This is a genomic window from Coleofasciculus sp., assembly GCF_046539235.1.
Taxonomy (GTDB): Bacteria; Cyanobacteriota; Cyanobacteriia; order Cyanobacteriales; family Coleofasciculaceae; genus Coleofasciculus.
The window spans coordinates 12,891-36,001 of record NZ_JBKHHI010000011.1 but is presented as its reverse complement, the minus strand read 5'-3'; the positions used below and the strand labels follow the sequence as shown (position 1 = coordinate 36,001).

General features: G+C 45.9%; 23 protein-coding genes and 1 pseudogene. 10 read left to right on the top strand and 14 right to left on the bottom strand.

Annotation, left to right across the window (positions count from 1 at the left end; genetic code table 11):
• Positions 1-274: 274 nt before the first annotated feature.
• Complete coding sequence (gene hisB, locus ACLFWI_RS02610; protein ID WP_446406888.1) at positions 275-919, bottom strand: imidazoleglycerol-phosphate dehydratase HisB; 645 nt, start codon at positions 917-919, stop codon at positions 275-277.
• 189 nt (positions 920-1,108) lie between these two features.
• Here hisB and ACLFWI_RS02605 point away from each other — a divergent pair, with 189 nt between their 5' ends.
• Complete coding sequence (locus ACLFWI_RS02605; RefSeq protein ID WP_446411613.1) at positions 1,109-1,657, top strand: Dps family protein; 549 nt, start codon at positions 1,109-1,111, stop codon at positions 1,655-1,657.
• A 196-nt stretch (positions 1,658-1,853) separates the two neighbouring features.
• Here ACLFWI_RS02605 and ACLFWI_RS02600 read toward each other — a convergent pair whose 3' ends face one another.
• Entirely contained in the window at positions 1,854-2,378 is a 525-nt protein-coding gene (locus tag ACLFWI_RS02600; protein ID WP_446411612.1) for a hypothetical protein, read from the bottom strand.
• A gap of 275 nt (positions 2,379-2,653) precedes the next feature.
• Positions 2,654-3,433 carry an ABC transporter permease gene (locus tag ACLFWI_RS02595; RefSeq protein WP_446411611.1) on the bottom strand — a complete coding sequence of 260 codons (780 nt, stop codon included), beginning with the start codon at positions 3,431-3,433 and terminating at the stop codon, positions 2,654-2,656.
• Positions 3,434-3,564: 131 nt separating this feature from the next.
• Between ACLFWI_RS02595 and ACLFWI_RS02590 the strand changes: the two genes are divergently transcribed.
• Positions 3,565-4,053 (top strand): hypothetical protein, encoded by a 489-nt coding sequence (locus ACLFWI_RS02590; RefSeq protein WP_446411610.1) that lies wholly within the window; start codon positions 3,565-3,567, stop codon positions 4,051-4,053.
• A gap of 988 nt (positions 4,054-5,041) precedes the next feature.
• Here the strand turns inward: ACLFWI_RS02590 and ACLFWI_RS02585 are convergent.
• The 3 genes from ACLFWI_RS02585 to ACLFWI_RS02575 all read right to left on the bottom strand — a co-directional run bounded on the left by ACLFWI_RS02585 (position 5,042) and on the right by ACLFWI_RS02575 (position 6,998).
• On the bottom strand, positions 5,042-5,338 hold the full coding sequence (locus ACLFWI_RS02585) for a hypothetical protein (RefSeq protein WP_446411609.1): 297 nt from the start codon (positions 5,336-5,338) through the stop codon (positions 5,042-5,044).
• Between the two features lie 62 nt (positions 5,339-5,400).
• Positions 5,401-5,694: a hypothetical protein gene (locus ACLFWI_RS02580; protein ID WP_446411608.1), complete on the bottom strand. Its 294-nt coding sequence runs from the start codon at positions 5,692-5,694 to the stop codon at positions 5,401-5,403.
• Positions 5,695-5,849: 155 nt separating this feature from the next.
• Positions 5,850-6,998 carry a peptidylprolyl isomerase gene (locus ACLFWI_RS02575; protein ID WP_446411607.1) on the bottom strand — a complete coding sequence of 383 codons (1,149 nt, stop codon included), beginning with the start codon at positions 6,996-6,998 and terminating at the stop codon, positions 5,850-5,852.
• Positions 6,999-7,315: 317 nt separating this feature from the next.
• Between ACLFWI_RS02575 and efp the strand changes: the two genes are divergently transcribed.
• The 3 genes from efp (at position 7,316) to ACLFWI_RS02560 (ending at position 9,002) form a co-directional block, all read left to right on the top strand.
• Entirely contained in the window at positions 7,316-7,873 is a 558-nt protein-coding gene (efp, locus tag ACLFWI_RS02570; RefSeq protein ID WP_446411606.1) for an elongation factor P, read from the top strand.
• Between the two features lie 147 nt (positions 7,874-8,020).
• Positions 8,021-8,554, top strand: a complete 534-nt coding sequence (accB, locus tag ACLFWI_RS02565; protein WP_446411605.1) for an acetyl-CoA carboxylase biotin carboxyl carrier protein — start codon at positions 8,021-8,023, stop codon at positions 8,552-8,554.
• Positions 8,555-8,648: 94 nt separating this feature from the next.
• The gene (locus ACLFWI_RS02560; protein ID WP_446411604.1) at positions 8,649-9,002 is read left to right on the top strand and encodes an ArsR/SmtB family transcription factor; all 354 of its coding nucleotides are present in this window, start codon (positions 8,649-8,651) and stop codon (positions 9,000-9,002) included.
• Between the two features lie 173 nt (positions 9,003-9,175).
• Here the strand turns inward: ACLFWI_RS02560 and ACLFWI_RS02555 are convergent, their stop codons facing one another.
• Together ACLFWI_RS02555 and ACLFWI_RS02550 are read right to left on the bottom strand one after the other, a co-directional pair.
• Complete coding sequence (locus ACLFWI_RS02555; protein ID WP_446411603.1) at positions 9,176-9,784, bottom strand: GerMN domain-containing protein; 609 nt, start codon at positions 9,782-9,784, stop codon at positions 9,176-9,178.
• A gap of 61 nt (positions 9,785-9,845) precedes the next feature.
• Positions 9,846-10,634: an LmeA family phospholipid-binding protein gene (locus ACLFWI_RS02550; RefSeq protein ID WP_446411602.1), complete on the bottom strand. Its 789-nt coding sequence runs from the start codon at positions 10,632-10,634 to the stop codon at positions 9,846-9,848.
• Between the two features lie 153 nt (positions 10,635-10,787).
• Between ACLFWI_RS02550 and ACLFWI_RS02545 the strand changes: the two genes are divergently transcribed.
• On the top strand, positions 10,788-10,985 hold the full coding sequence (locus tag ACLFWI_RS02545; RefSeq protein WP_446409039.1) for a hypothetical protein: 198 nt from the start codon (positions 10,788-10,790) through the stop codon (positions 10,983-10,985).
• A gap of 115 nt (positions 10,986-11,100) precedes the next feature.
• Here ACLFWI_RS02545 and ACLFWI_RS02540 read toward each other — a convergent pair whose 3' ends face one another.
• A complete protein-coding gene (locus tag ACLFWI_RS02540; protein WP_446411601.1) occupies positions 11,101-12,090 on the bottom strand; it encodes a GDSL-type esterase/lipase family protein in 990 nt (329 codons plus the stop codon).
• Between the two features lie 392 nt (positions 12,091-12,482).
• Between ACLFWI_RS02540 and ACLFWI_RS02535 the strand changes: the two genes are divergently transcribed.
• Positions 12,483-12,671, top strand: a complete 189-nt coding sequence (locus ACLFWI_RS02535; RefSeq protein WP_446395734.1) for a heavy-metal-associated domain-containing protein — start codon at positions 12,483-12,485, stop codon at positions 12,669-12,671.
• Between the two features lie 87 nt (positions 12,672-12,758).
• Here ACLFWI_RS02535 and mnmG read toward each other — a convergent pair whose 3' ends face one another.
• Both mnmG and ACLFWI_RS02525 read right to left on the bottom strand, forming a co-directional pair.
• Positions 12,759-14,705, bottom strand: coding sequence for a tRNA uridine-5-carboxymethylaminomethyl(34) synthesis enzyme MnmG (mnmG, locus tag ACLFWI_RS02530; protein ID WP_446411600.1), 1,947 nt, complete (start codon positions 14,703-14,705; stop codon positions 12,759-12,761).
• 177 nt (positions 14,706-14,882) lie between these two features.
• Complete coding sequence (locus tag ACLFWI_RS02525; protein WP_446411599.1) at positions 14,883-15,083, bottom strand: hypothetical protein; 201 nt, start codon at positions 15,081-15,083, stop codon at positions 14,883-14,885.
• 183 nt (positions 15,084-15,266) lie between these two features.
• Between ACLFWI_RS02525 and ACLFWI_RS02520 the strand changes: the two genes are divergently transcribed.
• Together ACLFWI_RS02520 and ACLFWI_RS02515 are read left to right on the top strand one after the other, a co-directional pair.
• Positions 15,267-16,256 (top strand): transposase, encoded by a 990-nt coding sequence (locus tag ACLFWI_RS02520; protein WP_446411598.1) that lies wholly within the window; start codon positions 15,267-15,269, stop codon positions 16,254-16,256.
• Between the two features lie 1,269 nt (positions 16,257-17,525).
• Positions 17,526-17,834 carry a hypothetical protein gene (locus tag ACLFWI_RS02515; RefSeq protein WP_446411597.1) on the top strand — a complete coding sequence of 103 codons (309 nt, stop codon included), beginning with the start codon at positions 17,526-17,528 and terminating at the stop codon, positions 17,832-17,834.
• 590 nt (positions 17,835-18,424) lie between these two features.
• Here the strand turns inward: ACLFWI_RS02515 and ACLFWI_RS02510 are convergent.
• The 3 genes and pseudogenes from ACLFWI_RS02510 to psbU all read right to left on the bottom strand — a co-directional run.
• Positions 18,425-18,832: pseudogene (locus tag ACLFWI_RS02510) on the bottom strand (NAD-binding protein); the annotation flags it as partial.
• 371 nt (positions 18,833-19,203) lie between these two features.
• Positions 19,204-20,880 (bottom strand): L-aspartate oxidase, encoded by a 1,677-nt coding sequence (nadB, locus tag ACLFWI_RS02505; protein ID WP_446411596.1) that lies wholly within the window; start codon positions 20,878-20,880, stop codon positions 19,204-19,206.
• A 722-nt stretch (positions 20,881-21,602) separates the two neighbouring features.
• Positions 21,603-22,058 (bottom strand): photosystem II complex extrinsic protein PsbU, encoded by a 456-nt coding sequence (gene psbU / locus ACLFWI_RS02500; RefSeq protein ID WP_446411595.1) that lies wholly within the window; start codon positions 22,056-22,058, stop codon positions 21,603-21,605.
• A 236-nt stretch (positions 22,059-22,294) separates the two neighbouring features.
• Between psbU and ACLFWI_RS02495 the strand changes: the two genes are divergently transcribed.
• Positions 22,295-22,933, top strand: a complete 639-nt coding sequence (locus ACLFWI_RS02495; RefSeq protein WP_446408690.1) for a peroxiredoxin — start codon at positions 22,295-22,297, stop codon at positions 22,931-22,933.
• Positions 22,934-23,111: the final 178 nt, after the last annotated feature.

Here is a 23,111-nt window from a genome sequence, read left to right as displayed (position 1 = left end):
CCCGACAACAAAATCCACCTGATTTTCAACCGCGATCGCACGCCAAAGATGTAGGTGTAGGAAAGATGGGGGATTGAGGTGATCAGTTGGGTGATAGGGTGGAGCAGGGCGGGTTTTGTAGAAAGGTTATGGGTTTGTCTGTTAATTTTGCCCCTAAACCCGCCCCTACATTAGATTCACTGCCCCGATATCAGATTTATATATTAACCTGAAACCGGATAATAAAACCCACCTTATTCTTAACTGTGATCGCATCCTAAAAATGATTATTAAGTCACAAAACCCCCTTAGAACTGGGAATCATTTCAGCGCGACGGGGATCAATTTCTGTTGCCATACGGACTGATCGCGCAAAGGCTTTAAACGTTGCTTCGATAATATGATGAGAATTAATTCCATCCAGTTGGCGGATGTGCAACGTCATTTGGCTATGGTTCACCAAGGCGACAAAAAATTCCCGCACCAGTTGTGTGTCATAGGTGCCAACCCGTTGAGTGGGAATCTCCAAGCCATAGCTTAAATGAGGACGCCCCGAAAAATCCAGTGCCACTTGGACTAATGCCTCATCCAAGGGTGCGATAAAATGACCAAAGCGGACAATCCCTTTGCGATCGCCTAATGCCTGAGCAAACGCCTGTCCCAGTGTAATGCCAACGTCTTCATTGGTATGGTGATCGTCAATTTCGATATCACCCGTGGCTTTCACGTCTAAATCAATTAACCCATGAGAGGATAGCTGATGCAACATGTGATCTAAAAACGGGATACCTGTGTCAGCATGACAGGTTCCTGTACCATCGAAATTCAGGCTAACTTGTACATCAGTTTCACCCGTGGTACGTCTCACGGTTGCTTTCCGGGCGGGGAATAGAGAAGGCTGAGGCTGGGAATTGATAGCTGTGCGATCGCTGGTTTGCATAGTTGCTGCTGACATGAGAACACCGTCTCTTATTCTCTCACAGGAAAGAGCGGGAGGGTGGAAGCCCCTCTCCCTCATCTCCCCTCTCCCAATCTCTTCCCTTAGTTACTAACCTGATTCAAACAAGCGTGCTAAAGTAACTCTAGACACTGGCAATAACGCCAACTTAATGAGAAGGAGAACACAACCATGCCAGATACTCAGGGTTTAGTCCAGGCATTTGGTGAAGTCCACGATAATCCCATCCTACTGGAGCAAGGTGTCACCGCTCCTGTTTGTGAAGGGCTTAATATTGCATTAGCAAGCTTCCAAGCGCTGTATCTGCAATACCAAAAACATCACTTTGTCGTAGAAGGTGCTGAATTTTCTTCCCTGCACGACTTCTTTCAAGAAAGCTATGAACAAGCGCAGGGACATGTCCACGATTTAGGAGAACGACTCAATGGACTCGGTGGAGTTCCCGCCGCTAGTTTTAGCACCCTGGCGCAGTTATGTTGCTTCTCTCCAGAAGCCGATGGTATTTTTTCATCGCGTCAGATGATCGAGAATGACTTGGCAGCCGAGCAAGCTATCATCCAGTTAATTCGGCGTCAGGCGTCACAAGCAGAAAGTTTAGGCGATCGCGCCACCCGCTATTTGTATGAACAAATCCTGTTGAAAACTGAGGAACGGGCATATCATTTGAACCATTTTCTCGCACCGGATAGCTTGACGTTGGGCTTTGTTAAAAAAAGCTAGCCCTTCGTAGCGAACATGCCCCACCAGCGGAATTTAATGTTGGCTGGTGGGTATTTGATACTTTTGGCAAACAAATAATAGACTGATTGCTGCTATCGATTTCTCAAAAAACCCCGCCCTTGGTCAAAAGAGAGGTTTTTCGGTATCTTTTATGTTACCGTTTTTCAGGAGATGATTGGACGACTGAACTAATGTTCTAGCGACTTTGAAAATCATCAATTTGTGTATTCTGCGGTAAGGTGGTTGTATCTGAAACTTTTTCAAACATCGTCGCATTATTGAACGCTTCAGGTCGTGCTTCTCCCGGAGTCGTACCCGCAATTTGTACGCGCATTTGACCCTCTGGAGTCATTTCAAAAATCGTCATCACAGTCGCCCCCTGCGCCAAGTCTATATTCAAACCCATCGGCTTGGTACTAGATTCTACCTGGTAACGCATTTCTAAAGCCTGTTGTGGTTCATCAGCAACAGGTGGGGCGGTCATGAAGAGTTTACCATCTGGCGTAAAAATCCAGGTAATCATTTGACCGGGTGCTAATTCCCCTCGCCATGTACCCGCTACATCGTCAGCTGTGACGTCTTTAGTGGATGCGATCGCAACTTCAGCAACGGCGGGTGATAGCAATGAATGAGAAGGAACGGTTAACCCGAGGGTACTCAGAACACCTAAACACAAACCAGAAGCGAGCAGGTGACGGGGGGTAACAAAAGAAAAACTCATACTAGCTAGGTGCTGTTTAAACTAGGACTATGGTAGCATCACATAAGCAAGCTGGAGTGTTGGGGTGCAGGGGAGATGGGGGAGATGGGGGAGATGGGGGAGATGGGGGAGCAATGTAGAGACGTGCCATGGCGCGTCTGGGAGCAGGGGGAGAGAAGAATTTTATCAATGAACCATCAACAATGAACCATGAACCATGAACCATCAACAATGAACCATGAACCATCAACAATCAACAATGAACAATCAACAATGAACAATCAACAAATGACATTTCAAGGAAGTTTTAACTGGGCTTGGGCGTTGAAAAACTGACGATAAATACCCTGAGTCACCAAGATTGTCGTGGTGAGGTTAGTTGTGGCAATCATAAACATGATTAAAATTTGGTAAGATGCCGCATTCAACGGATCAATGCCACTCAGTAGTTGACCTGTAATGATTCCCGGTAATGTGACAATCCCCACCACCATCATTTGATTTAGGGTAGGAATTAATCCGGCGCGAATAGCATCCTTGCGGTATCCCGCCACAGCTTGTTGGGGGGTAGCACCTAAACTCAGGTGGGTTTCAATTTCTAAGCGACTACTGGTAATCGTACTCACCAAGCGTTCACCCGCGATCGCCGATCCATTCATGGCATTGCCTAACACAATACCACCCAAGGGAATTAGATACTGAGGCTGATACCAGGTGTCCGGTTGAATAATCAGTAGATTGATATAAATCAACGTTAAGGCACTACAGAAGAAAATCGAACCAAATACTACCCAGAATAGTCGGGGAATCTTTTTGCCAATCCGGTTACGGGCGGTAATTGCTGCAATGGTTAGCATTACCAGTAAAACGGCTAAAACTGCCAAGGGGTTATCCAAGGCAAAGACAACCCCCAGAAACAACCCCACTACCAAAAGCTGTATCACCGTTCGCCCTGTCGCGATCGCTAACGGTAACTCCAATCCTAAACCCTGCCAACTGGATAAACCAATAGCGATTGCCATCATGCCCAATCCCCAAACTAAATCAAAGGGGTCAAGTTGAATAAAAGAGTTCACATCGAGGTTATATCTCCTGTATCACCACCGCCATCATGCATGATAACTATACCAACACCCAAAAAGCAACCATCCAACACCCTTATCGGTATGTATTCTTTAAATAACCGTGAACAATAAACTATTAACCTATGAAACTTGCTGATTTACCCCAACCCGTCTTTGATGAGCTCTGCCACGATGAGAAATGGCGATTGGATATTGATCCCGGATTTGATAGCAAGCATGAATTTTGGATGGTTTGGCGACATTTTCTGGTTTTACCGGAAGAATCCTCTCCCTATTATGAAGCCAGCGAAGATGATTTAGCTGAGTTTATCAATTTTGAAGGATACAATATTCTCCTCCCCGTGGAGCGCAGTCATCATCCCTATATCCGATTAATTCGTCTACTCAAAAGCTCGGACGAACAGAGTCTAACCTTATTTTTGCATGATTCTTTCCATGAAACGTGGTTTAAAGATGGACGGGGAGCTAGGTATGGCTTTCTCGCCGTGGCTGATAGGTATCAAAAATTTGACTGTGATTTCTTTCTCGCCAGTTATTACCATTTTGCCTATTTGATTCATGATGATTATCAAGTGGCAAAGAGGGTTATGGCTCGAAAAAAGGAGCAATGATGTTGCGGGTGATATTTTATCGGGTGGGTTTTGTTTAGCGGTTATTGGTGACAAGCTAGCTGGATTTGCTCATCCCAAATCCGTTTAAGTAATCTTCTTTATCGCTTGGGTACTTTTTCCTTCTATCCCTTCTGCTATCTGCCATCTTCCTTCTGTCTTGTCTCCCTCAAGAAGACTATTCTACGCTAGCATTTGCAGGAAGAGTAGGAAAACCAGCGTGGACAATCACATATTCGATTTAGTCATTGGCGGGTTCGCGATCGCGATATTAGCCGGGGGTCTACTGATGCTGTTCAAGGGAATCTTAGCATTTGGAGATCAAGACAAGCAGTAAGTATCGCTCATACCAAAGAAAACCCCCGCTAGTTCCGTCAATCTAGCGGGGGTAAAGCAGGGGGATTAGGGTGCATTCTGATTGGGTTCATCCCCCTTAAATAATAGTATGAACGCCTGATGTTGGTTTTCATGTTGGCGTTAATGTATAACTTTACAGGAAAATGCCTTTTTTTGGCTTCACTCGCCTTAAACGCTTGTCTGTGTTCGACGTTAGCGAGAACCATCGAACTCTTTATCAAATAGCGCTTCGATAAAGGCAAAACAGCCGACTAAGTAAGCCATCAAAATCAGTAGTTCTAACATAGCCACAATCTCCTTGATTCACTAACTCTAGGTTTAGATTCTTTTTTCTACACTCTCATTTTCCTCTAGTATTGGGATATATACAGTGGTATTGATCTAGAAAATCGGTGATTTGTTTAGCAAAAAATGAGTGATAGTCAGCAATGATCTATGTGATCAAAGTCCACTTATACGATGAGATGTATCACGGGTTACATTAAATGACAGAGTTGATTCATTCACAGTAACCAGGAAATTTGTGTTTAGAGCGAAGATGTCACGCATTCAGGTAGTAAACACGACATTAATTATGAGTAGGGACACGACATGTCGTGTCCCTACAAATGGTGGTTCTTAACCAATGATCTAGTCAGTGTGCAGCAGGCTGATTTGCTTGAAAGAAACTGGGGCTTAAGTCAAAGATAAACTCATGGGCTAAGACAAGTTGACCCTTTTGCAGATGGACGATTGTCACACCCTGACCCTGCATCTTTTGATTATCTTGATTCCAAAGGGTGGTGTTCCATTGCACCGCTAGCTCATTGGTTGCACCGATTGCTCGTCTACGAGTCGCAGCGTTACTAAGGCGCGATCGTATTGTTTTGCTTCGGTATAGTTTTGAGCCAGTTGCAGCCAATAGAGTCGGTGATTTGAGGCATAAAATCACGGTATAACTCGATCTGAAGCCATTTTAACTAACAGTTGGGCTGAGGCAAGTCCGGAAGAGCCTTATTCGTTACGCCGATGCAGTTTCGGAAAGCGATAGTAGGTATCTCCATCCGGATCAACTTCTGGGATAGCATTAAACACCTGAACTTGGTGTTCCAAATACTGCTGTGCGATTTCAGGTTCAACCCTAGCGGCTGCAGCTAACTGAATCAGAGAAATACAGCTATTTTCCGTTTCTAATAACTGATAAAACCTTTCCTCTAACTGCTTTTGTTGACTTTGGGTGGCTCTTTGCAAGAACAAGATGCCTAAAACACCTAAAGTAATGATCAATAGCAAGTCAATAATTGGCATATTCAGGGAACAGAGAATAGGGAACAGGAAACAAACCGATGATCCTTACCTTAACCTGAATGGCACGCTCAGATGAGGCTGATAGGCAATGCCCACCCTACGGGATATCAAGGGTTTTGGCAATTCCAAACGGCTGATTGAGCGTGCCATTGTACTTAAGCTGCAACGTCGGGTTTAACCAAATTCTCAGCGCCCTGAACAACTGTAGCTGACTCAATCATATCGCCGAGTTCTAGCTTGTCCAATACATCTTTCCCCTCAACAACATAACCAAAGACCGCATAACGCCCATCCATAACATTAAAACCAGGAGGGGTTAACTCACTATCAAACTTGAAGAAAAAGAACTGAGAAGAACCACCATTGGGTTCATCTCCTGGACGCGCCATGGCGACAGCACCGTAAGCGGAGAAAGGAAGCACGGGTTCATCTAAGTAAATCCCCGCCTGTTCTAAGGTCATACCATAGATCGGTTCCTCATCTCCCCTGACTAACACTTCAAAGGGAATAGCCCGATATTCACCTGTTTTGGGATCGATAAATCCTTCTTCGGGTCCAGGTGGATCACCGGTTTGCACGTAGAAGTCTTCAGTACGGGTAATTGCCAGATCATCATAAAAACCCCGTTGCACCAAATCAACAAAGTTACCTGCCGTAACCGGGGCGCTATAGCCATCGACAACTAGGGTCATATCACCTTTATTCGTGGCTATCTCTATCGTGGCGCGACCTTTGAGTTGAGGCAAGTTACTGTACTCTGCAGGGACTTCAAAGGGAAATCCCTTGACCATCATTTGTTCCAGTTCGCCCACTTGGTCAAGGATTTTGCCTCGCTCAATCCAGACGGCTTCTTTATCCTTGGCTTCAACTGCTTCTCGGAGTGAAACGATATCATCTCTGATGGTGGTAATGATCGCTTCAGCTTGCGGTTTTTGCTCCTCTGGGATGTCAGCCAGCAATTTTTCCGGGCGATTGCTCAAAATTACATCCGCTTTGGTGATATCCCGGTTAATCGGACTCCAGCGCTTTCCCCGTAACTGAGTGGCAATATCTTCGAGACTTGCTTGCACATTCCGCACCGCTTGGTTCTCAATGGGCAGAGCATACCGCAGTAGGGCTTTGCCATCAGTAATCGCATTCCCTTGCGCCAAGCGACTTTCTCGGGCAGGTGGTTGTTGATCATTACCAAAATTCCACCAGGCACCGCTTAAACTTACCGAGAGTGTCACCAGTAGCAGCGCCACAAAACTGGTTTTGAGCAGACGTTGACACCAATCGAGCTTGAGAATTTTTAAAGGTCGCATAAACATATCGCCTAAGGCTGAATACCATTAGGTTGAGGCTAACTTACAGGATTGAAACAGATATTCTTCATCTTGCCATAGGGGGTGTCCGTGCCAAAACGTCCGAGCGCGAATACCTCCCTTGCCCCCCTATAGTATGGGATGTTCCTCAACAAGGGTACAATAAAGTGCCGATTGTTATGCCCAAAGTTATGCGGAAGCCGTCAGCCGTCGCAAATTAGGGGTTTGACAAGTCTGATGTGGGCGTTGGGTTTAATGCTGACATCAATGCCAGCTACAATATCTTGCGTACACTATTCCCCAACCCTTGAGGACTAATGATTTCAAGTAACGACTTTCGCACGGGTGTCACGATTGAATTAGAAGGATCGGTGTGGCGGGTGGTGGAGTTTCTCCACGTCAAGCCGGGAAAAGGTTCGGCTTTTGTCCGCACCAAGCTGAAAAATGTTCAGACGGGGAATGTCATGGACAAAACCTTTCGGGCTGGGGAAACAGTACCCCAAGCCATCCTAGAAAAACGCACCATGCAACATACTTACAAAGAGGCTGACCAATTTGTCTTCATGGATATGGAAACCTTTGAGGAAAGTCGTCTCAATGAAGAGCAAATTGGCGATCGCGTCAAGTATCTCACCGAAGGGATGGAAGTCAATGTGGTGACCTGGAATGACCAAGTCCTAGAAGTAGAATTGCCTAACTCCATTGTGCTCGAAGTAGTGGAAACTGATCCGGGTGTCAAAGGTGATACCGCGACAGGTGGCACTAAACCCGCTACGGTGTCTACAGGAGCGCAAGTAATGGTACCGCTGTTTATTTCCGTCGGCGAGCGAATTAAAATCGATACTCGTAACGATTCCTATCTCGGTCGCGAGTAAATGGATCTGAACTAATCAATTAACGGCTAAGGTGAATATCCAAACACCGCTTTTGCCCAGCTCAAATCGTGATCAATCCTGCCTGAGGTATCATGTAGAACTCGCTCCCTTGAATTTTTCCGGAATTCCTATCTCCCTAATTTAGTTGTGCCATTAGACTTCAACCAAATCCGTGAACTGCTAGCCGCGATCGCTCAAACCGATATTGCGGAAGTGACGTTAAAAAGTGCTGACTTTGAACTGACGGTACGTAAAGCATTATCCGCCAGTCCTCCTCGCGACTCAACAGGGAGTCGAACAGATACCGCCGTTGCTTCCCGCGTGGACACGGCTGTGGCTGGGGTGACTGCTCCGACGCCCCCCACTCCCACACCAGCAACAGCACCGTCTACTCCAGCGGCAACACCTTCAATTGCACCGTCTCCAGGAGTGGAGTCAAAATGGGAAGAGGTGAAATCGCCAATGGTCGGCACATTTTATCGGGCACCATCGCCAGATGATGCCCCTTATGTCGAAGTTGGCGATCAAGTTCGCGTCGGTCAAACTATCTGTATCATTGAAGCGATGAAGTTGATGAATGAACTTGAAGCCGAAATATCCGGACAAGTGATGGAAATTTTGGTCGAAAATGGCGAACCGATTGAATATGGTCAACCGTTGATGCGGATCAATACAGGGTAAATGAGCGATGTAAAGGATTGATGATTACTCTATTGTTATCAATTGACCAAAAATAGGCTAAAATTTGATGATTACCTAATTTCGGGTTAGACCGATGCCAAGAGTAAAAACAGTCCCTCAAGAGGTCGTCCAACAAGTTTCTGAGTATTTTAGTATCTTAAGCGAACCCATGCGCCTGCGCCTGCTCAATTTACTCCGCGAAGGTGAAAAATGTGTCCAAGAATTGGTAGAAGCCACAGAGACGAGTCAGGCAAATGTCTCTAAGCACCTGAAAGTGATGCTACAGGCGGGAATACTCAGCCGCCGCACTGAAGGCACATCTGCCTACTACAAGGTAGAAGATGAGCTGATTTTTGACCTATGTAATTTAGTGTGCGATCGCCTCGCTACCCGCATCGAACAACAAGCCCGCCATTTTCGGAACTTTACTGTGACCAACAAAGGGTAGAAGGGGAATTTTTTTGTTCAAAAACTGAACGGAACAGGCGCTCTAAGTACCTGAACATAAATACTGTTCACTGTACTCAGAAATATTAACAAGCGTCAAAACCTTACTGGTCTCCGTTCCCCGTTCCCTGTTTCCTTGTCCTCATGCTCAACTTTAATCATGTTTGTTTGACCTTAAAGTTGAAAGTTTGTTTCAAAGTTTTGGCGAGTCATCGGTTGATCGATGATCAACCCTTCACCTCCTAAGACTTCGAGGGGTTTTCCTTCCACATCAATCCAGACCTGAGCATCCGGATCTAAGCTGGTGGCTGTATAGATAATTTGTCCGAGGCGGCTTTGCATCGAAGTACTGCCACCCCCTGTGGTAAAGTCTTCAGAGAGATCTAGATGCACTCCGTCAGATTTAATCGAAAGATTCCGTAGCTCAGTTGCTTCGGGAATTGCCGATGCTACCGCTTGCTGCTCAGGTCCAGACAATAGTTGCTGGAATGCCATCTCTAACACTTCAGATGGATTATCAGCATTTTCGACGGTAATGGAACTGGGAACCAGTTCAATTTGATTATTGACAGCATCAACCCAATACACTTGAACCTTTTGTTCAGTCGCGGGCGGCCTGTCTTGGGGCGATTGGGAGAGGGTAGGCACTTCTGATTGGGGGGGTGAGGCGGTAATCGTATTCCAAGCCCACCAAGCGCCTCCAGCAGCGGCGGCTAACATCACCACCGAAACACCAGCGATCAAACTTGTGGGAATGCGACCTGTGTCTTGTGGATTTTGCATAGTTATTACCTTTCTAATCGTGTAACATTTTGTAGGAGTGGGAAACGTCTGAGGTGAAGGTCTAGTCCGCTGGCGGTACATCAGCTCGAACAAATGCGGCTACCTGTAGCTCCTGATTATCTATCTCTAATTGTAAGAGTCTGACCGTAATCCCAGCATCTTCCCAGCTACGGAGATTGGCGCGATCGCTTATTCCCTTGGCGAAGCCTTCAACCAAGCGAGATGGTAGCGCTTGACCATCAACGGTTACTCTTGGTTCAATCAGTTGCAAGCGATGTCCGGCTTCAATCCCCAATCCAGATTCCACAACAATGGCTAGGGATTGACGATTCCCTTCCACCGCATCCACTTGGAAACGCAGGCGATTATTTCCCAGCAACTCTAATCGAGGATTGAGAAACTGGTAACGTTGTGCGGTATCTCTGGAGAGACGACTACCGAGTTGTTGTAATTTTGCAGCAACTCTGGGAGACTGAAGCATCTGGTTGAGATTCGATTCGGTTAAAACCAGACGCACCCCTGCTTGTAACGGTTGACGTAATGATGCTAAGGGCGACGTTTGACCCTCCTGTCTCAGACGTTTGATATCTAGATTAATCGGATCAGTTTCGACTTCTAGAACATCAATCCGAATGTCTGGCGTCAACCATAACCCTCGACCCGCGATGCGGACTTGTTCGAGTTTTCCTTGCAATGCTCGATAATTCGGCGTATTGTCAATCCGCACATCAAGCTGTTCAACTCTCTCCAATTGAGAACTCAGGATATTTTCCACCACGCGATCGATGATTAAGCCCGGAGGGGAACCCAGGGTGAGTAACGCCGATAGGAGGATGCTCAAAATTTCCATATTTCCGTTGACTTGTTTACATTACTTAACATTAAACCCCTAAATCTTTAAACTTTATTGCAGTTTTATTACAGAGTGAGAGCCGATTGCCATAGGCATGATACCTTCAATGAGGTGTTGACGAAAAACACAGCCTTAGGAAAGGAGGACATTTTGGATTTGCGTTCTGCTCAAACCACCAACGACTTTCATGAAGATATTAGTGAGTACGTGGCTCAGCTCCAGCTACACATGGCGTTACAAGCCCGGAATTTAGTCCCGACTCTCACCAAGGCAGTAGATAGCCGAGAGCAGTTGTTACAGCAAACCCAAGCCACCTTGGAAAAGCTAGCGTCTCGACAGGCGGTTTAGCTTGGCTCAGGGAACCTGGTTGGTAGGGGCGGGTTTCACAACTATCGTTTCTGATCTCACCCTAGATGTAACTAAACCCGCCCCGACTGAGTGTTGTTTGACATAAGACAAATAATTAGCGACTCGCCAAAATTAAAGCATCGGCATAGTTTAAAGCCTCTTGCCACACAGCATAACCGCGTCTGGCGAGATGAATCCCATCCGTGGTTAACTCCCGTTGCATTTGACCCTGATTATTCACAAACAAACTGTGCAGGTTAAGATAGCCTGCACCTTCTTGCTGTGCGATCGCGGCGATGTGTTGATTCAGGTTGCGGATGCGATCGCTCTTAATCGCAGGCAACCGTGTAGGTAAAATAGACTGAACGATAATTTGGGCTTGTGGGTGGTTCTGGCGCAAGCGCTGGATGATTTGGCGAGTATTATCGAGAATCACGCGATCGCGAACGCCTTGGCGCAAGTCATTGGTGCCAGCCATGACATAGATTGTATCGGGTCGGGTTTGGGAAAAAGCCGAGAGTCGTTCTAAAATTTGGCGAGAATTTTCCCCAGAAATCCCCTGATTCAGCCAAAATTGACCGCTAGGTAGGTTGGCTGTCGGAAACCAAAGACTCAAGGAATCGCCCACTAAAATAGACAGACGATTATTCCCCTGTCCCCTCGCCATTGCTTTCCCTTCTTCTGCAAGTAACTGTTTCCATTGCTTATGAGTGGGTTTAGCCAGTGTCGCTTTACTCCAAACCGACTGGAAACTATCAGCTGGGAGGCGGGTATAGGTTTGACCTCTATTTAATGCGGCTAATCGTTGGTAATAAAGTTGGATTCCCGATTTGGGGGAAATGTTACTTTTAGAGTTAGTAGTAAGCGCTTGATTCGTGGTGGCACTAAAGTGCCCACTACTAACCGATGAACTAAACTCAACACCAGGGATTTCCACCTCAGGGATAATCGGTTGAGTGACGACGGAGTGCGAGGGATTAGCTTTAGCAGAAGCTAATAAAGCCGACAAATTCTCGAACAGGTTGGGAACCAGTGGCGGTGGCGGGGGTGCAGATACGGGACCTACGGTAAGCAGACTGGCTGCTAGTAAATACGGATCGCTCATGGTACATTCCATTACTCTCTCTTTTTCCTTTGACAGGAATTTGCCAGAGTATCAGGAATATATGGCAGAAGGCAGGAGGGTTCTCACTGTTCCCTGTTTCCCCATCTCAATTAACTTTAAATTTGTCCAACTACTTACCTTTGAAAGGTCTTGCGTTTACAAATATATACGATAATAAGCGTAAAAAATACTACGCCAATTATCGTAAATCTTGTTAAATATTATTTTTTTTACAAAAGATATAAATTTTCCAAAAAGATGGTATAAAAATAAATGAAATTTACACACCTAAGCTTTTTTTGAAATTCATACTTTAGAGTAAAAAAAAGCAGCAATTCGCTATAATGATAGATTGAATAAAAACCTGGAGTGAAATCTACACGATGGCAGCAATGAAATTCAACGTTCCGAGTATTGCTTGTGATGCTTGCGCCAAAACCATCAGCGAAGGGATTCGTACCCACGAACCTGAAGCGAAAGTCGATGTTGATGTGGCAAATAAGACGGTTAGTGTGGAAACTGAGGCGTCTCACGAGTCAATTAAACAAGTTATTACCTCTGTTGGGCATCAGGTGGAATAATACCAATTCTGGCATTATAGAAATCTGTTTTTTATAAATTGTAGAGACGTTGCATGCAACGTCTCTACATTTGGGGATCTAGTCGAATTACCCAGAGATTCCTGATGTTGTTGGTATTTGGGACTCTGAAGGATGTGCTGATTGGCGCGATCGCACTTCTAAATACACCAGCAAAGCATTAATATCCGCCGGGTTAACCCCCCCAATGCGAGAAGCTTGACCAATTGTCAGGGGTTGAACCTGGGAGAGTTTCTCGCGAGACTCCTTGGATAAGGTTTCAATGGCATCATAATCCAGATCCATTGGTAATCGTCGCTGGCTTTGACGGGACACTTGATCAATCTGATTTTGCTGGCGTTGCAAATATCCGGCATATTTAATATCGATTTCCGCCCCTTCTCGTTCAGCTTGGTTGAGACTGGGATTCCCTAATCCATAGTGATCCAGATTAACGTAGTGGAATTTGGGACGACGCAGCAATTCAGCTAGAGTAATCGAACCCTTAATCCGTTGCTGAGTATCCGACGCGATCGCAACGCCTAATTCCTCATGTTCCTTGATCCGTACCGTCTGAAGTCGTTCCTTCTCCGCCGCAATATTGGCTTGTTTTTGGCTATAAAGTTGCCAACGGCGGTCATCAATTAAGCCAATGTCTCGTCCCAAAGGAGTCAGACGGCGATCGGCGTTATCTGAACGCAGGAGTAAGCGATACTCAGAACGGCTGGTTAGCATCCGGTAAGGTTCTCGCAAATCTTTCGTACATAAATCATCAATTAATGTCCCGATATAGCTTTCCTCACGGGGAAACACCAACATCTGTTGATGTCGCACATAGCGTACTGCATTAATTCCGGCGACAATCCCCTGGGCGGCGGCTTCTTCATATCCCGTCGTCCCATTAATTTGTCCAGCGCAGAATAACCCCTCGATTTTTTTGGTCATTAACGTGGGGAAACACTGAGTTGCGGGTAGATAATCATACTCCACAGCATAAGCCGGACGTAGCATAGTACAGTGTTCTAATCCAGGGAGCGATCGCAACATTTGCAACTGTAGCTTCTCTGGTAATCCTGTCGAGAATCCCTGGATATAGAGTTCGGGAATATCTCGCCCTTCCGGTTCAATAAAGATCTGATGGCTTTGCTTATCCGCAAACCGGACAATTTTATCTTCAATACTAGGACAGTAACGGGGTCCTTTGGCATCCACCCAACCCCCATAAACCGGAGACAGATGCAGGTTTTCCCGAATCAATCGATGAGTTTCGGCTGTGGTACGGGTAATATAACAATTCATCTGTTCCCGTTCCACCCACACCTCTGGGTCAAAGCTAAACCAAGATACCACTTCATCCCCAGGTTGAGGTTCCATCTTACTGTAATCCACGGAGCGCTTATCCACCCGCGCCGGAGTTCCCGTCTTAAGGCGTCCCGTTTCAAACCCTAGTCGGTTCAGGGTTTCCGTCAATCCCACCGCGGCAAATTCCCCAGCGCGTCCAGCGGGCATCGATTTATTCCCCACCCAGATACATCCACCCAGGAACGTTCCCGTGGTTAATACGACTGCAGGGGCGGCAAATGCGACACCAAAATAGGTCTCAACACCGATAACCTGATCATTCGCACCCAGGACTAAATCCGTCGCCATCCCTTCCCGGATGACCAAATTCTCCTGGTTCTCGACAATCCGTTTCATCACCGCCGCATATTCCCGCTTATCCGTTTGCGCCCGTAATGCCCAAACCGCAGGTCCACGCGACTGATTTAATACCCGCTTCTGGAGGTAGGTACGATCTGCCATTTTGCCAATTTCTCCCCCCAAGGCGTCTACCTCGTGGGCAAGTTGGGATTTAGCCGGGGCGCCCACAGCAGGGTTACAGGGTTGCCAAGCGATTTTATCCAGGTTCAGGGTAAGTAGCATCGTGCGACATCCCAGACGGGCGGCGGCTAGTGCGGCTTCACAGCCGGAATGTCCAGCACCGACAACGATGACATCAAAAGCGTCTTGGAAATCTACAGCGGAATGTGTGGTCATGGTTATTGTTTGAGTGACGAGGACTCATGGTTTATTTTACCGAATTCCCTGGTAGAGACGCGCCATGGCGCGTCTTGACATTGATATCGGGGCAGATTTTACCGTTATCGTTATTCAATGTAGGGGCGCAAAGCTTGCGCCCTTAAACATGATGTAAGTCGGTGGACACAATAAAAGCTAACAGTAGAAATTGTTATTTGTCCTTTGTAAGGGACTGTGGGCTTCTCCTGCAAGGCTTCCCGGATTGCGCGTTTTATAGTGAAGCGAACGCAAGAGTCCTGTCGATTTTATGGGCGCACGTCGGTGCGCCCCTACAGTTTCTGGATGTAATTCTAATTCATCAAATAAGCCAGTAGGGTGGGTTTCGACTTCGCTCAACCCACCCGCCTTAATTCAGGTAAGCGAACCTTATCCAGCAGCTAATAGCACTCCCACAATCGAACCTAAAGCATTTGCCCCTGCATCTCTTTCCGTGTCGTTCTGGTCATAAAAATCAGTCCAATTGTATTACAATAAATCAACTTAAATCAGGGCAAGGATGAGAATTGAGGAGTGACTAAGATGAGCGAATATGATTCGCTATGGAAGGAAAGCATTTCGCTATATTTTCGGGAGTTTTTGAATTTCTTCTATCCACGCATAGAAGAGGATATCGATTGGGAACGAGGATTTGAATTTTTAGACACTGAGTTACAACAAATCAAGCGAGAGACGGAAACGGGTAGGAGAGACGCGGATAAGTTGGTGAAAGTCTGGCGTCGTAGTGGGGAGGAGGAATGGGTTCTTGTCCATGTGGAGGTGCAATCACAGCGTCAAAGTGAGTTTAGTGAGCGGATGTACCTGTATCACAGCCGGATTTTCGATAGGTATCGTCGCAGTGTGGTGAGTTTAGGAATACTCGGCGATGAGCAACCGGGTTGGCGCCCCAGTCGGTATGAGCGTGAATTGTGGGGGTGTCGGGCAATACTGGAATTTCCGATGGTGAAATTGCTAGATTACAGTATGGATGAGCTTGCGAGTAGTCAAAACCCATTGGCGGCGATAGTACAGGCGCACCTTTCTGCTCAAGTTGCAGGGAAAGATGTTGGGGTTGGATATGAAAGTAAGCTGTCTCTGATTAAGAGTTTATATGAGCGGGGGTATAAGCGAGAGGATATTGTTCAATTATTTCGATTAATCGATTGGTTTATTGCTCTACCTAAAACAGAAGAGGATCGATTGTGGCAAGAAATACAAACGTTAGAAGAGGAGAGGAAAATGCCTTATATTACCAGCGTTGAACGAATCGGAATCAAGAAGGGGTTACAGCAAGGACGACAAGAAGATATTGTCCGTATTCTTGAAGTTCGGTTTGAAGATATTCCGCAGAAATTGAGGGGATTAATTGGAAAAATCGAGGCTCTTGAGGTGCTAGAGACTCTTCTGGTTCAGGCGGTGACAACTCAATCCTTAGAAGCATTTGAATCTGTGGTGAATCAATTGGTTACAGAGGCGGGATTGGAATTGGAAAACACAGATCAGAGTTCGGGTGAAGGGGGGAATGAGACGTAAACAAAGAGTTGGGTTTTATCGAGCAATAATTTGTGCGATCGCGTTTATGGGCGAGAGGATATCGTTAGCGAGACATTAATGTATTGATTCGGTCTTGCGATCGCAACAGTTCCATAAACTCGATTGGGCAGGCGATATTCCTCTAGTTATAACACATAGTCCACAGCCAATCTATTAGGTTTTCCGGTATATCCATGGTTTTGGCGAGCTAAATTCAGAAACCTGGGTCGGGGCGGGTTTAGTCACATCTGGGTGCAAAGGAAAAGATAGTAGTGAAACCCGCCCCTACACACTGGAAACTCAAAACAGTCTATCAAAGATGACACAGATTTATATCACTTTGCTTTCGGGAATTGCTCGAAAAAAACAGTAAAAATCCACGACTATTACCGTCGCGGATTTGGCTACTGAGGCTCTCTTCTAGTCCTGCCGAAGCAAGGCTTTTGGTTATCCCAAATCCCAAGGGTTATGTTGTCTATAACTTTAACGAATGTCTTTACAGAAACGCAATAGATATGCTATTGAATCTTGTTCTGCTTTTTATAAAATGAACTTATCAAAAGCTACATGTGCTATATACCTAAGTAATAATACTGACTTAACTCCATCACAGACAGTTTTCCCCTAGAACGTCTCCATTGCCATTAATCAAAAGACTAAACTTTGCGTCTGTTAAGATAGATCAGCCACAATTAAATTCACCGTTCTACTATACAGATGGACAACACACTGAACAGGCTTCGCCGCGTGAAACGAAATATGGGTTACCGTGTCGAAGATGCCATGAGACACTTATCCAACAACGTGAGTCCGTCAGAAATAGTTAATCAAAAGGAAATTAGAGTAGTTGGCTTAAAACGGAGTGGAAATCATGCCATTATCAACTGGATCAGAAAACAACACCACGGTGAAGTATGGCATTTGAATAAGATTCCAGTAAAAAGAAATCCATACCGTTTCTTGTATGAACATTATCACCAATAAAAATTAAAGCAGGAAGCCAAAGGTAATTTTACCAAAAAAGACTGTTTAATCTATAGTTATGAAGATCATGCGCTTGAGCAAATCACTGACAAGGAGTTTGACAAAAAAAGTGAACTGTACTTGGGCAAAAGTGCAATCAAATACGACGTGATTATCTTAAGAGATCCCTTCAATATGCTGGCAAGCCGATTAAAAAAGGGATATATGAAGGTAAAATGTTCTGATAGAACATTAGTTGAACTGTGGATATCATACGCTCAAGAATTCTGGGGAGAAACGCAGTTCTTGAAAAATAATAAAATCCTGGTTAATTATAATCAGTGGTTTATCGATGTGGACTATCGCCAGCAATTAGCCAAGCAACTTAATATAAAGTTTTATGATACAGGTTTTAATGATGTAAAAGGTCAAGGTGGTGGGAGTTCTTTCGACGGAATTACATTTCGAGGTAAAGCGGCTGAAATGGATGTTCTTAACCGATGGAAAGTTTTTGCAGATGATCCCCAATATCAAAAACTCATTGATCATGCAGAACTTCGAGACTATTCAGAACGAATCTTTGGTCATATTCCAGGAACAGAACGCTATTTTTAATAGATTTCCTTATTGGAACATCTTACTGGACAGGTGTTCTAGAGTTACCTGAGTCGAAAATTTAGGCAACCCCTTATCCATCAAGGGTCTAAGCGGCTTTTTATCTAGTTATGGAGTAAAGATTAACTCAAATTTTACGAATACCTTGTCAAAGCTTAACCCTTTCACCCGGATAAAGGGAGTAAGATTGATGAAGATTTCTTAGGGGTGGATTATGAATAGATTTCCTGGCTACTCGCATCAATTACAACGGCACATTCGCAATCATACCCTTCATTGGGTTTCGCCAAAATCCGGTCAAACGCACAATGGCAATAATCAACTCCCAGACTTGAACGTTTCCCAGGAAATCCCAAAATCGCTTGGGTAGGGGAGATAATAGAAATAGGGGCGGCTTAAGTCACAGTTGGGTGGGATGATCATAGTGAAACCATCGGTTGGGGTGGGTTTAATAACATTTGGGTTAAAAAGAAACGATAGTAGTGAAACTCGCCCATTCGACCGATGTCCTAGATACAAAATTCCCTAAACCCGCCCCGACAAACCCAGTTTCAATCTTCAGCGCGTTGGCTGAAAACATCTGTAGATATTCAACCCAATGTCTGGTTAATTCCTGAATATAAGGAAGAGTAATCTTCATCCGCGAATCCAGCATCTTTCGCCTTCTCAACCACCTGGCGCACACCTGCCAAACTACTCGCATCTAGCCCTTCTGCTTTTGCCTCACCCAGAAATAAGTTAATATCTTTAAGTAAATGTTTCAGGGGAAAGTTGGGATTAGCAAAATTACTGTCTTGCATCCGATTTAACTTCTTATCAAACGTCGGTGCATACAGCGCACTGTCTCGCAGCAGTTCCATAAATTTGTCTACATCTACTCCCTGACGCTGCACAAATCCTAAACTAAGGGCAAACCCGGCGGTTAAGGCGGCAATTAATTGATTTAAGGCTAACTTTGTGGCGGCGGCGGTTCCCACAGAACCCATTAATAAGGGTTGTCTTGTACGCCACGACGGGTATTTTCGCATCCAGTAACCGTTGCGCCATGGGTTGTCCCATTAATCCTGTACCGAGAAATCCTACCTTAACCATCTATTTGTCTTTAGGTTGACTACATCAAAACACTCCCTTGCAATCTTGCACCCATTTCTTAATTCTGACACCTATCTGTTGAGAGATTTCTCTATTTCTGAATGACAGATCGAAGGGTAGGAGGGTAGGAGGGTAGGAGGGTAGAAGGTAAAAATCATATCTGTAGGGGCGGGTTTAGCCATTTAATTGACGGGTATGCCGAAAACTTATCAACAAAACCCGCCCTCTTGCCGTTTAGATTTAAGACATAAGACGAATGACATAAGGCATAAGACAATTACCCTTTCCACCAACGCTCCTCTTGCACGAGTGTATGCATTTGCCAATTCGGATCAGATTGAGGATAATCTAAGCGGTAATGTCCGCCACGACTTTCTGTCCGAAACAGAGCGCTTTTCAAAATTAAGTAAGCTATGTCTAATAAGTTAGATGTTTCTCCCCAAGTTCGCACCAGGTAATCGGCATTCGGAACATCAAGTTGAACCGTTTTCTGTGGCGTTAAATCCCGTAACTGTTGGCTTAAAGGCAACGCAGCCAATTCGGACTGCCAGATTTCTACCTTTGCGATCGCACGTTCTAGCTTTTGTGCAGATCTACAAATCCCAGCACTTTGCCAGACTAAACGTTTTAACTGATCTTGCATCGCCAGCATTTTATCTGTTTTCGTAGCTTCATCGGATAAGGTTAAGGGAGAAATAGAAGCTGATTCCTGATTCAAGACAGATTGATCCGGTGTTAATTCCCCTAACTGAGCGCCAAATACAATACATTCCAATAACGAATTACTGGCTAGACGATTCGCACCATGAACACCCGTACTCGCCGTTTCACCCACAGCATATAAATTAGAAATAGAGGTACATGTGATTAAATCCGTAGCAATTCCCCCCATCCAATAATGGGCGGCGGGGGTGACAGGAATCATATCCCGAAATACATCAACCCCCCATTGCTGACAAACTTGGATAATATTCGGAAATCGGTGGCGAATGCGATCATCGGGAATGGGGCGCAAATCTAAATAGACATGACTGGTGGCTGGATCAGGTTTAGTTTTCTGTAAATGACTAAAAATCGCTCGACTCACCACATCTCTGGGCGCAAGTTCGCCATCAGGATGATACTCAAAGGCAAAACGGTGTCCCTGATCATCCACCAGATGCGCCCCTTCTCCCCGCACCGCTTCGCTGATCAGAAAATGAGGCGCTCCCGGTTTGGTTAAAGCTGTGGGATGAAATTGGACAAATTCCAAATCTCTGAGAATCGCACCCGCCCGCCATGCGATCGCGACTCCATCTCCGGTACTCACATCGGGATTCGTCGTCTGGGCAAAAACTTGACCACCGCCTCCTGTAGCCAGGACAACCGCCCCCGCCCGTATCCAACTAATGTGACCTTGATACATGAGTTGGACACCCTGACAATGACCTGTTTCAGGATTCAGCCAGACAGATAAAGCAAATGCCTGCTGAAGCACTGTTATATTAGATTGGCGCAAGACTAAGGCAGTAAGTGTACTAACCACAGCTCGCCCCGTGGTATCTGCTGCATGGAGAACCCGGGGACGAGAATGAGCCGCTTCTAAGGTTAACGCTAACTGCTCCCCCCGTCGATCAAACGTCACCCCCATTTCAACTAACGAGCGAATGCGATCGGGCGCTTGTTGAGCCAGAAACTCCACAGCATCAGCGTCACAAAGACCCGCCCCTGCCCGAAGTGTATCCTCAATATGTAACACTGGGGAATCTCCGGGGGCAATAGCTGCCGCAATACCGCCCTGCGCCCAGTCACTGGCACCGATGGATAACGTATCTTTGGTTATCAGTGCAACATTTAAGCGATCGGGTAAACATAGGGCGGCATAAAGTCCAGCCGCGCCAGCACCTACAACGACGACATCAAACTGGGTTGGCTGATGGAGTGGCGATTGAGAATTGTCAGGAACAGAAATCATCGAAAATTAGGGGTTGGTAAGGGGGGCGAATGGAAACCCCTGTCATTTATGTATGGGGAGGAATTCGCCCCCCCTTACATAAACAGCAGTCCGACAGGACTTCCTTTTTTTAGATAGTGCATCGGCTCCATTTCCCTTGTACACGACTGCTTAAAATTGAAACCCCTACCGCCTTGGATTTACTGACGACGTTCGACATATTGCATTCGCCTTTCGTCTGGGCAATTACAGACTCGTGCTTTTAACCTGTACGCATAAGGGTTGTTTAATTGGGCTTGCGCCCCTCCCGTTTCCGGGGTAATGTTAGCTTCGCATAAGTTAACGGTCGGTACTTTCTCCAACACACTGGCTTAACCCTGTACACCTGTTTAATGCTGAAGTTGTAGAGCTACAAACTAGCGGAAGCATTTGTAGGTACGAACTTTAACGCTTACCGTTAACCTAGACCGCGTAGGTCTTATGCTGGTCAGGTATGGGCTAAATTCCAAGCCCCTGCCTAAAGGCGTGGGGTTCCTGACAGTTAGTCCAAATATAGTCAAATACTTTAGCAGACATAGGAATCTTCATCACCCCAAGGGCAATGTTCCAGACGTTGCATGCAACGTCTCTACACCGGACAGGTTGTCATCCCTGTACCATCTACCATCTGCCTTTATGTGTAAAAAATAACCCACCCCCCAACAGGAGTGGGTTGAACTAGGAATTTCCGGAATTATCCGAGATTAGTAGACGCCGGGATTAAAGCGGTCATCACCTTCGTTGTAAACGTCCGCTGTCTCAGTCACCGTGAAGTTATCCAGGTTATCTTTCAGGATCTGTTTTTGCCGATCAGTCAATCCGGGAATATCCAGCACTTCCTCTACATCGTCGTAGGGAGCATTCTGGATGATCAATGATGCTAATGTCGGGAACATCCCCCGATACTTGCGAAACGCTCGGATATGAGTATTGTTCAAATCCAGCTTTTGACCATACTCTGTTTCCAGCTTGGCATCGGCTGGATTGCGTAGAGTCGTCTCAGCCAGTAACATCGGTGACCCATTCTGGATCGCGTTACTCAAAGACACGCCCTGAGTCCAGGACATTGGTGCTGCGATCGCGCTTTGGGAGAAACCCAACCATCCGAAACAGCCCACTAACAGTCCCCATACCATTAACACACGAACCAATCGTTTCATTAACTCTCCTCCTTGCTCAGACACATTGAAGACCAAGACAGAACTGCCCCTCTTCGATTACCTTAACTTTTGTTTTCTATCCTCTCATCTTATCTATCCCTACCTCAAGAGTTTAAGCGCTTATCCGCCCAGAATTATGAAAAATGCTAAATAGTTCTAAAAGTCTACCGGAAAACCGGGGTTTTGTGAGAAAATTAAAAATTGTCTGTGTTGACGAAAGCATAAGGAAATTAGCTATGGCTCTGCGATTAGGTGATACCGTCCCCAACTTCACGCAATCCTCTAGTGAAGGCGAAATCAACTTCTATGACTGGGCAGGGGATAGCTGGGTCGTGTTATTCTCCCACCCAGCTGACTATACACCCGTTTGCACCACAGAGTTAGGCGAGGTTGCCAAGCTCAAACCCGAATTCGACAAGCGCAATGCTAAAGTCATCGCCTTGAGTGTTGACGATGCGGAGTCTCATCAGGGTTGGATTCAAGACATCAACGAAACCCAGAATACGACCGTCAACTACCCAGTTTTGGCAGATGCGGATAAAAAGGTGTCGGATATGTATGACATGATTCATCCCAACGCCAATGCTAGTGTGACGGTACGCACAGTCTTCGTCATTGATCCCCAGAAAAAACTGCGTCTGACCATCACCTATCCTCCCAGCACCGGTCGCAACTTTGACGAAATCTTACGGGTGATTGACTCCCTACAGCTGACGGATCACCATCAGGTTGCCACTCCCGTGAATTGGAAAGATGGGGATGACTGTGTGATTGTCCCTTCTCTGAAAGACCCAGAAGTCTTGAAAGAAAAATTCCCCAAAGGGTACACCGAAGTCAAGCCTTACCTGCGGATGACCCCTCAACCCAACAAGTAAGCGAGAGAAGATGGGGAAAATGGGGGAAATGGGGGAGAGGGAGAAATGTAGAGACGTGTCATGGCGCGTCTGCAAACAGGGCTGTAGGGGCGGGTTTTACCGATAAGGTTTTGGCACAAACTCCTAACTTGACTAAACCCGCCCTTCTCAGGGAACAGGGGAGGTATAGAAAAAGGAC

Coding starts and splice junctions, on each gene's coding strand:
- ACLFWI_RS02580 (WP_446411608.1), bottom strand. CDS start 5,694: ATGCCAATTATTGACTTGCTATTGATCATTACTTTAGGTGTTTTAGGC.
- ACLFWI_RS02575 (WP_446411607.1), bottom strand. CDS start 6,998: ATGCGACCTTTAAAAATTCTCAAGCTCGATTGGTGTCAACGTCTGCTC.
- efp (WP_446411606.1), top strand. CDS start 7,316: ATGATTTCAAGTAACGACTTTCGCACGGGTGTCACGATTGAATTAGAA.
- ACLFWI_RS02600 (WP_446411612.1), bottom strand. CDS start 2,378: ATGAGTTTTTCTTTTGTTACCCCCCGTCACCTGCTCGCTTCTGGTTTG.
- hisB (WP_446406888.1), bottom strand. CDS start 919: ATGCAAACCAGCGATCGCACAGCTATCAATTCCCAGCCTCAGCCTTCT.
- nadB (WP_446411596.1), bottom strand. CDS start 20,880: ATGATTTCTGTTCCTGACAATTCTCAATCGCCACTCCATCAGCCAACC.
- ACLFWI_RS02495 (WP_446408690.1), top strand. CDS start 22,295: ATGGCTCTGCGATTAGGTGATACCGTCCCCAACTTCACGCAATCCTCT.
- ACLFWI_RS02555 (WP_446411603.1), bottom strand. CDS start 9,784: ATGCAAAATCCACAAGACACAGGTCGCATTCCCACAAGTTTGATCGCT.
- ACLFWI_RS02605 (WP_446411613.1), top strand. CDS start 1,109: ATGCCAGATACTCAGGGTTTAGTCCAGGCATTTGGTGAAGTCCACGAT.
- ACLFWI_RS02560 (WP_446411604.1), top strand. CDS start 8,649: ATGCCAAGAGTAAAAACAGTCCCTCAAGAGGTCGTCCAACAAGTTTCT.
- ACLFWI_RS02535 (WP_446395734.1), top strand. CDS start 12,483: ATGAAATTCAACGTTCCGAGTATTGCTTGTGATGCTTGCGCCAAAACC.
- ACLFWI_RS02540 (WP_446411601.1), bottom strand. CDS start 12,090: ATGAGCGATCCGTATTTACTAGCAGCCAGTCTGCTTACCGTAGGTCCC.
- mnmG (WP_446411600.1), bottom strand. CDS start 14,705: ATGACCACACATTCCGCTGTAGATTTCCAAGACGCTTTTGATGTCATC.
- ACLFWI_RS02590 (WP_446411610.1), top strand. CDS start 3,565: ATGAAACTTGCTGATTTACCCCAACCCGTCTTTGATGAGCTCTGCCAC.
- psbU (WP_446411595.1), bottom strand. CDS start 22,058: ATGAAACGATTGGTTCGTGTGTTAATGGTATGGGGACTGTTAGTGGGC.
- ACLFWI_RS02550 (WP_446411602.1), bottom strand. CDS start 10,634: ATGGAAATTTTGAGCATCCTCCTATCGGCGTTACTCACCCTGGGTTCC.
- ACLFWI_RS02520 (WP_446411598.1), top strand. CDS start 15,267: ATGAGCGAATATGATTCGCTATGGAAGGAAAGCATTTCGCTATATTTT.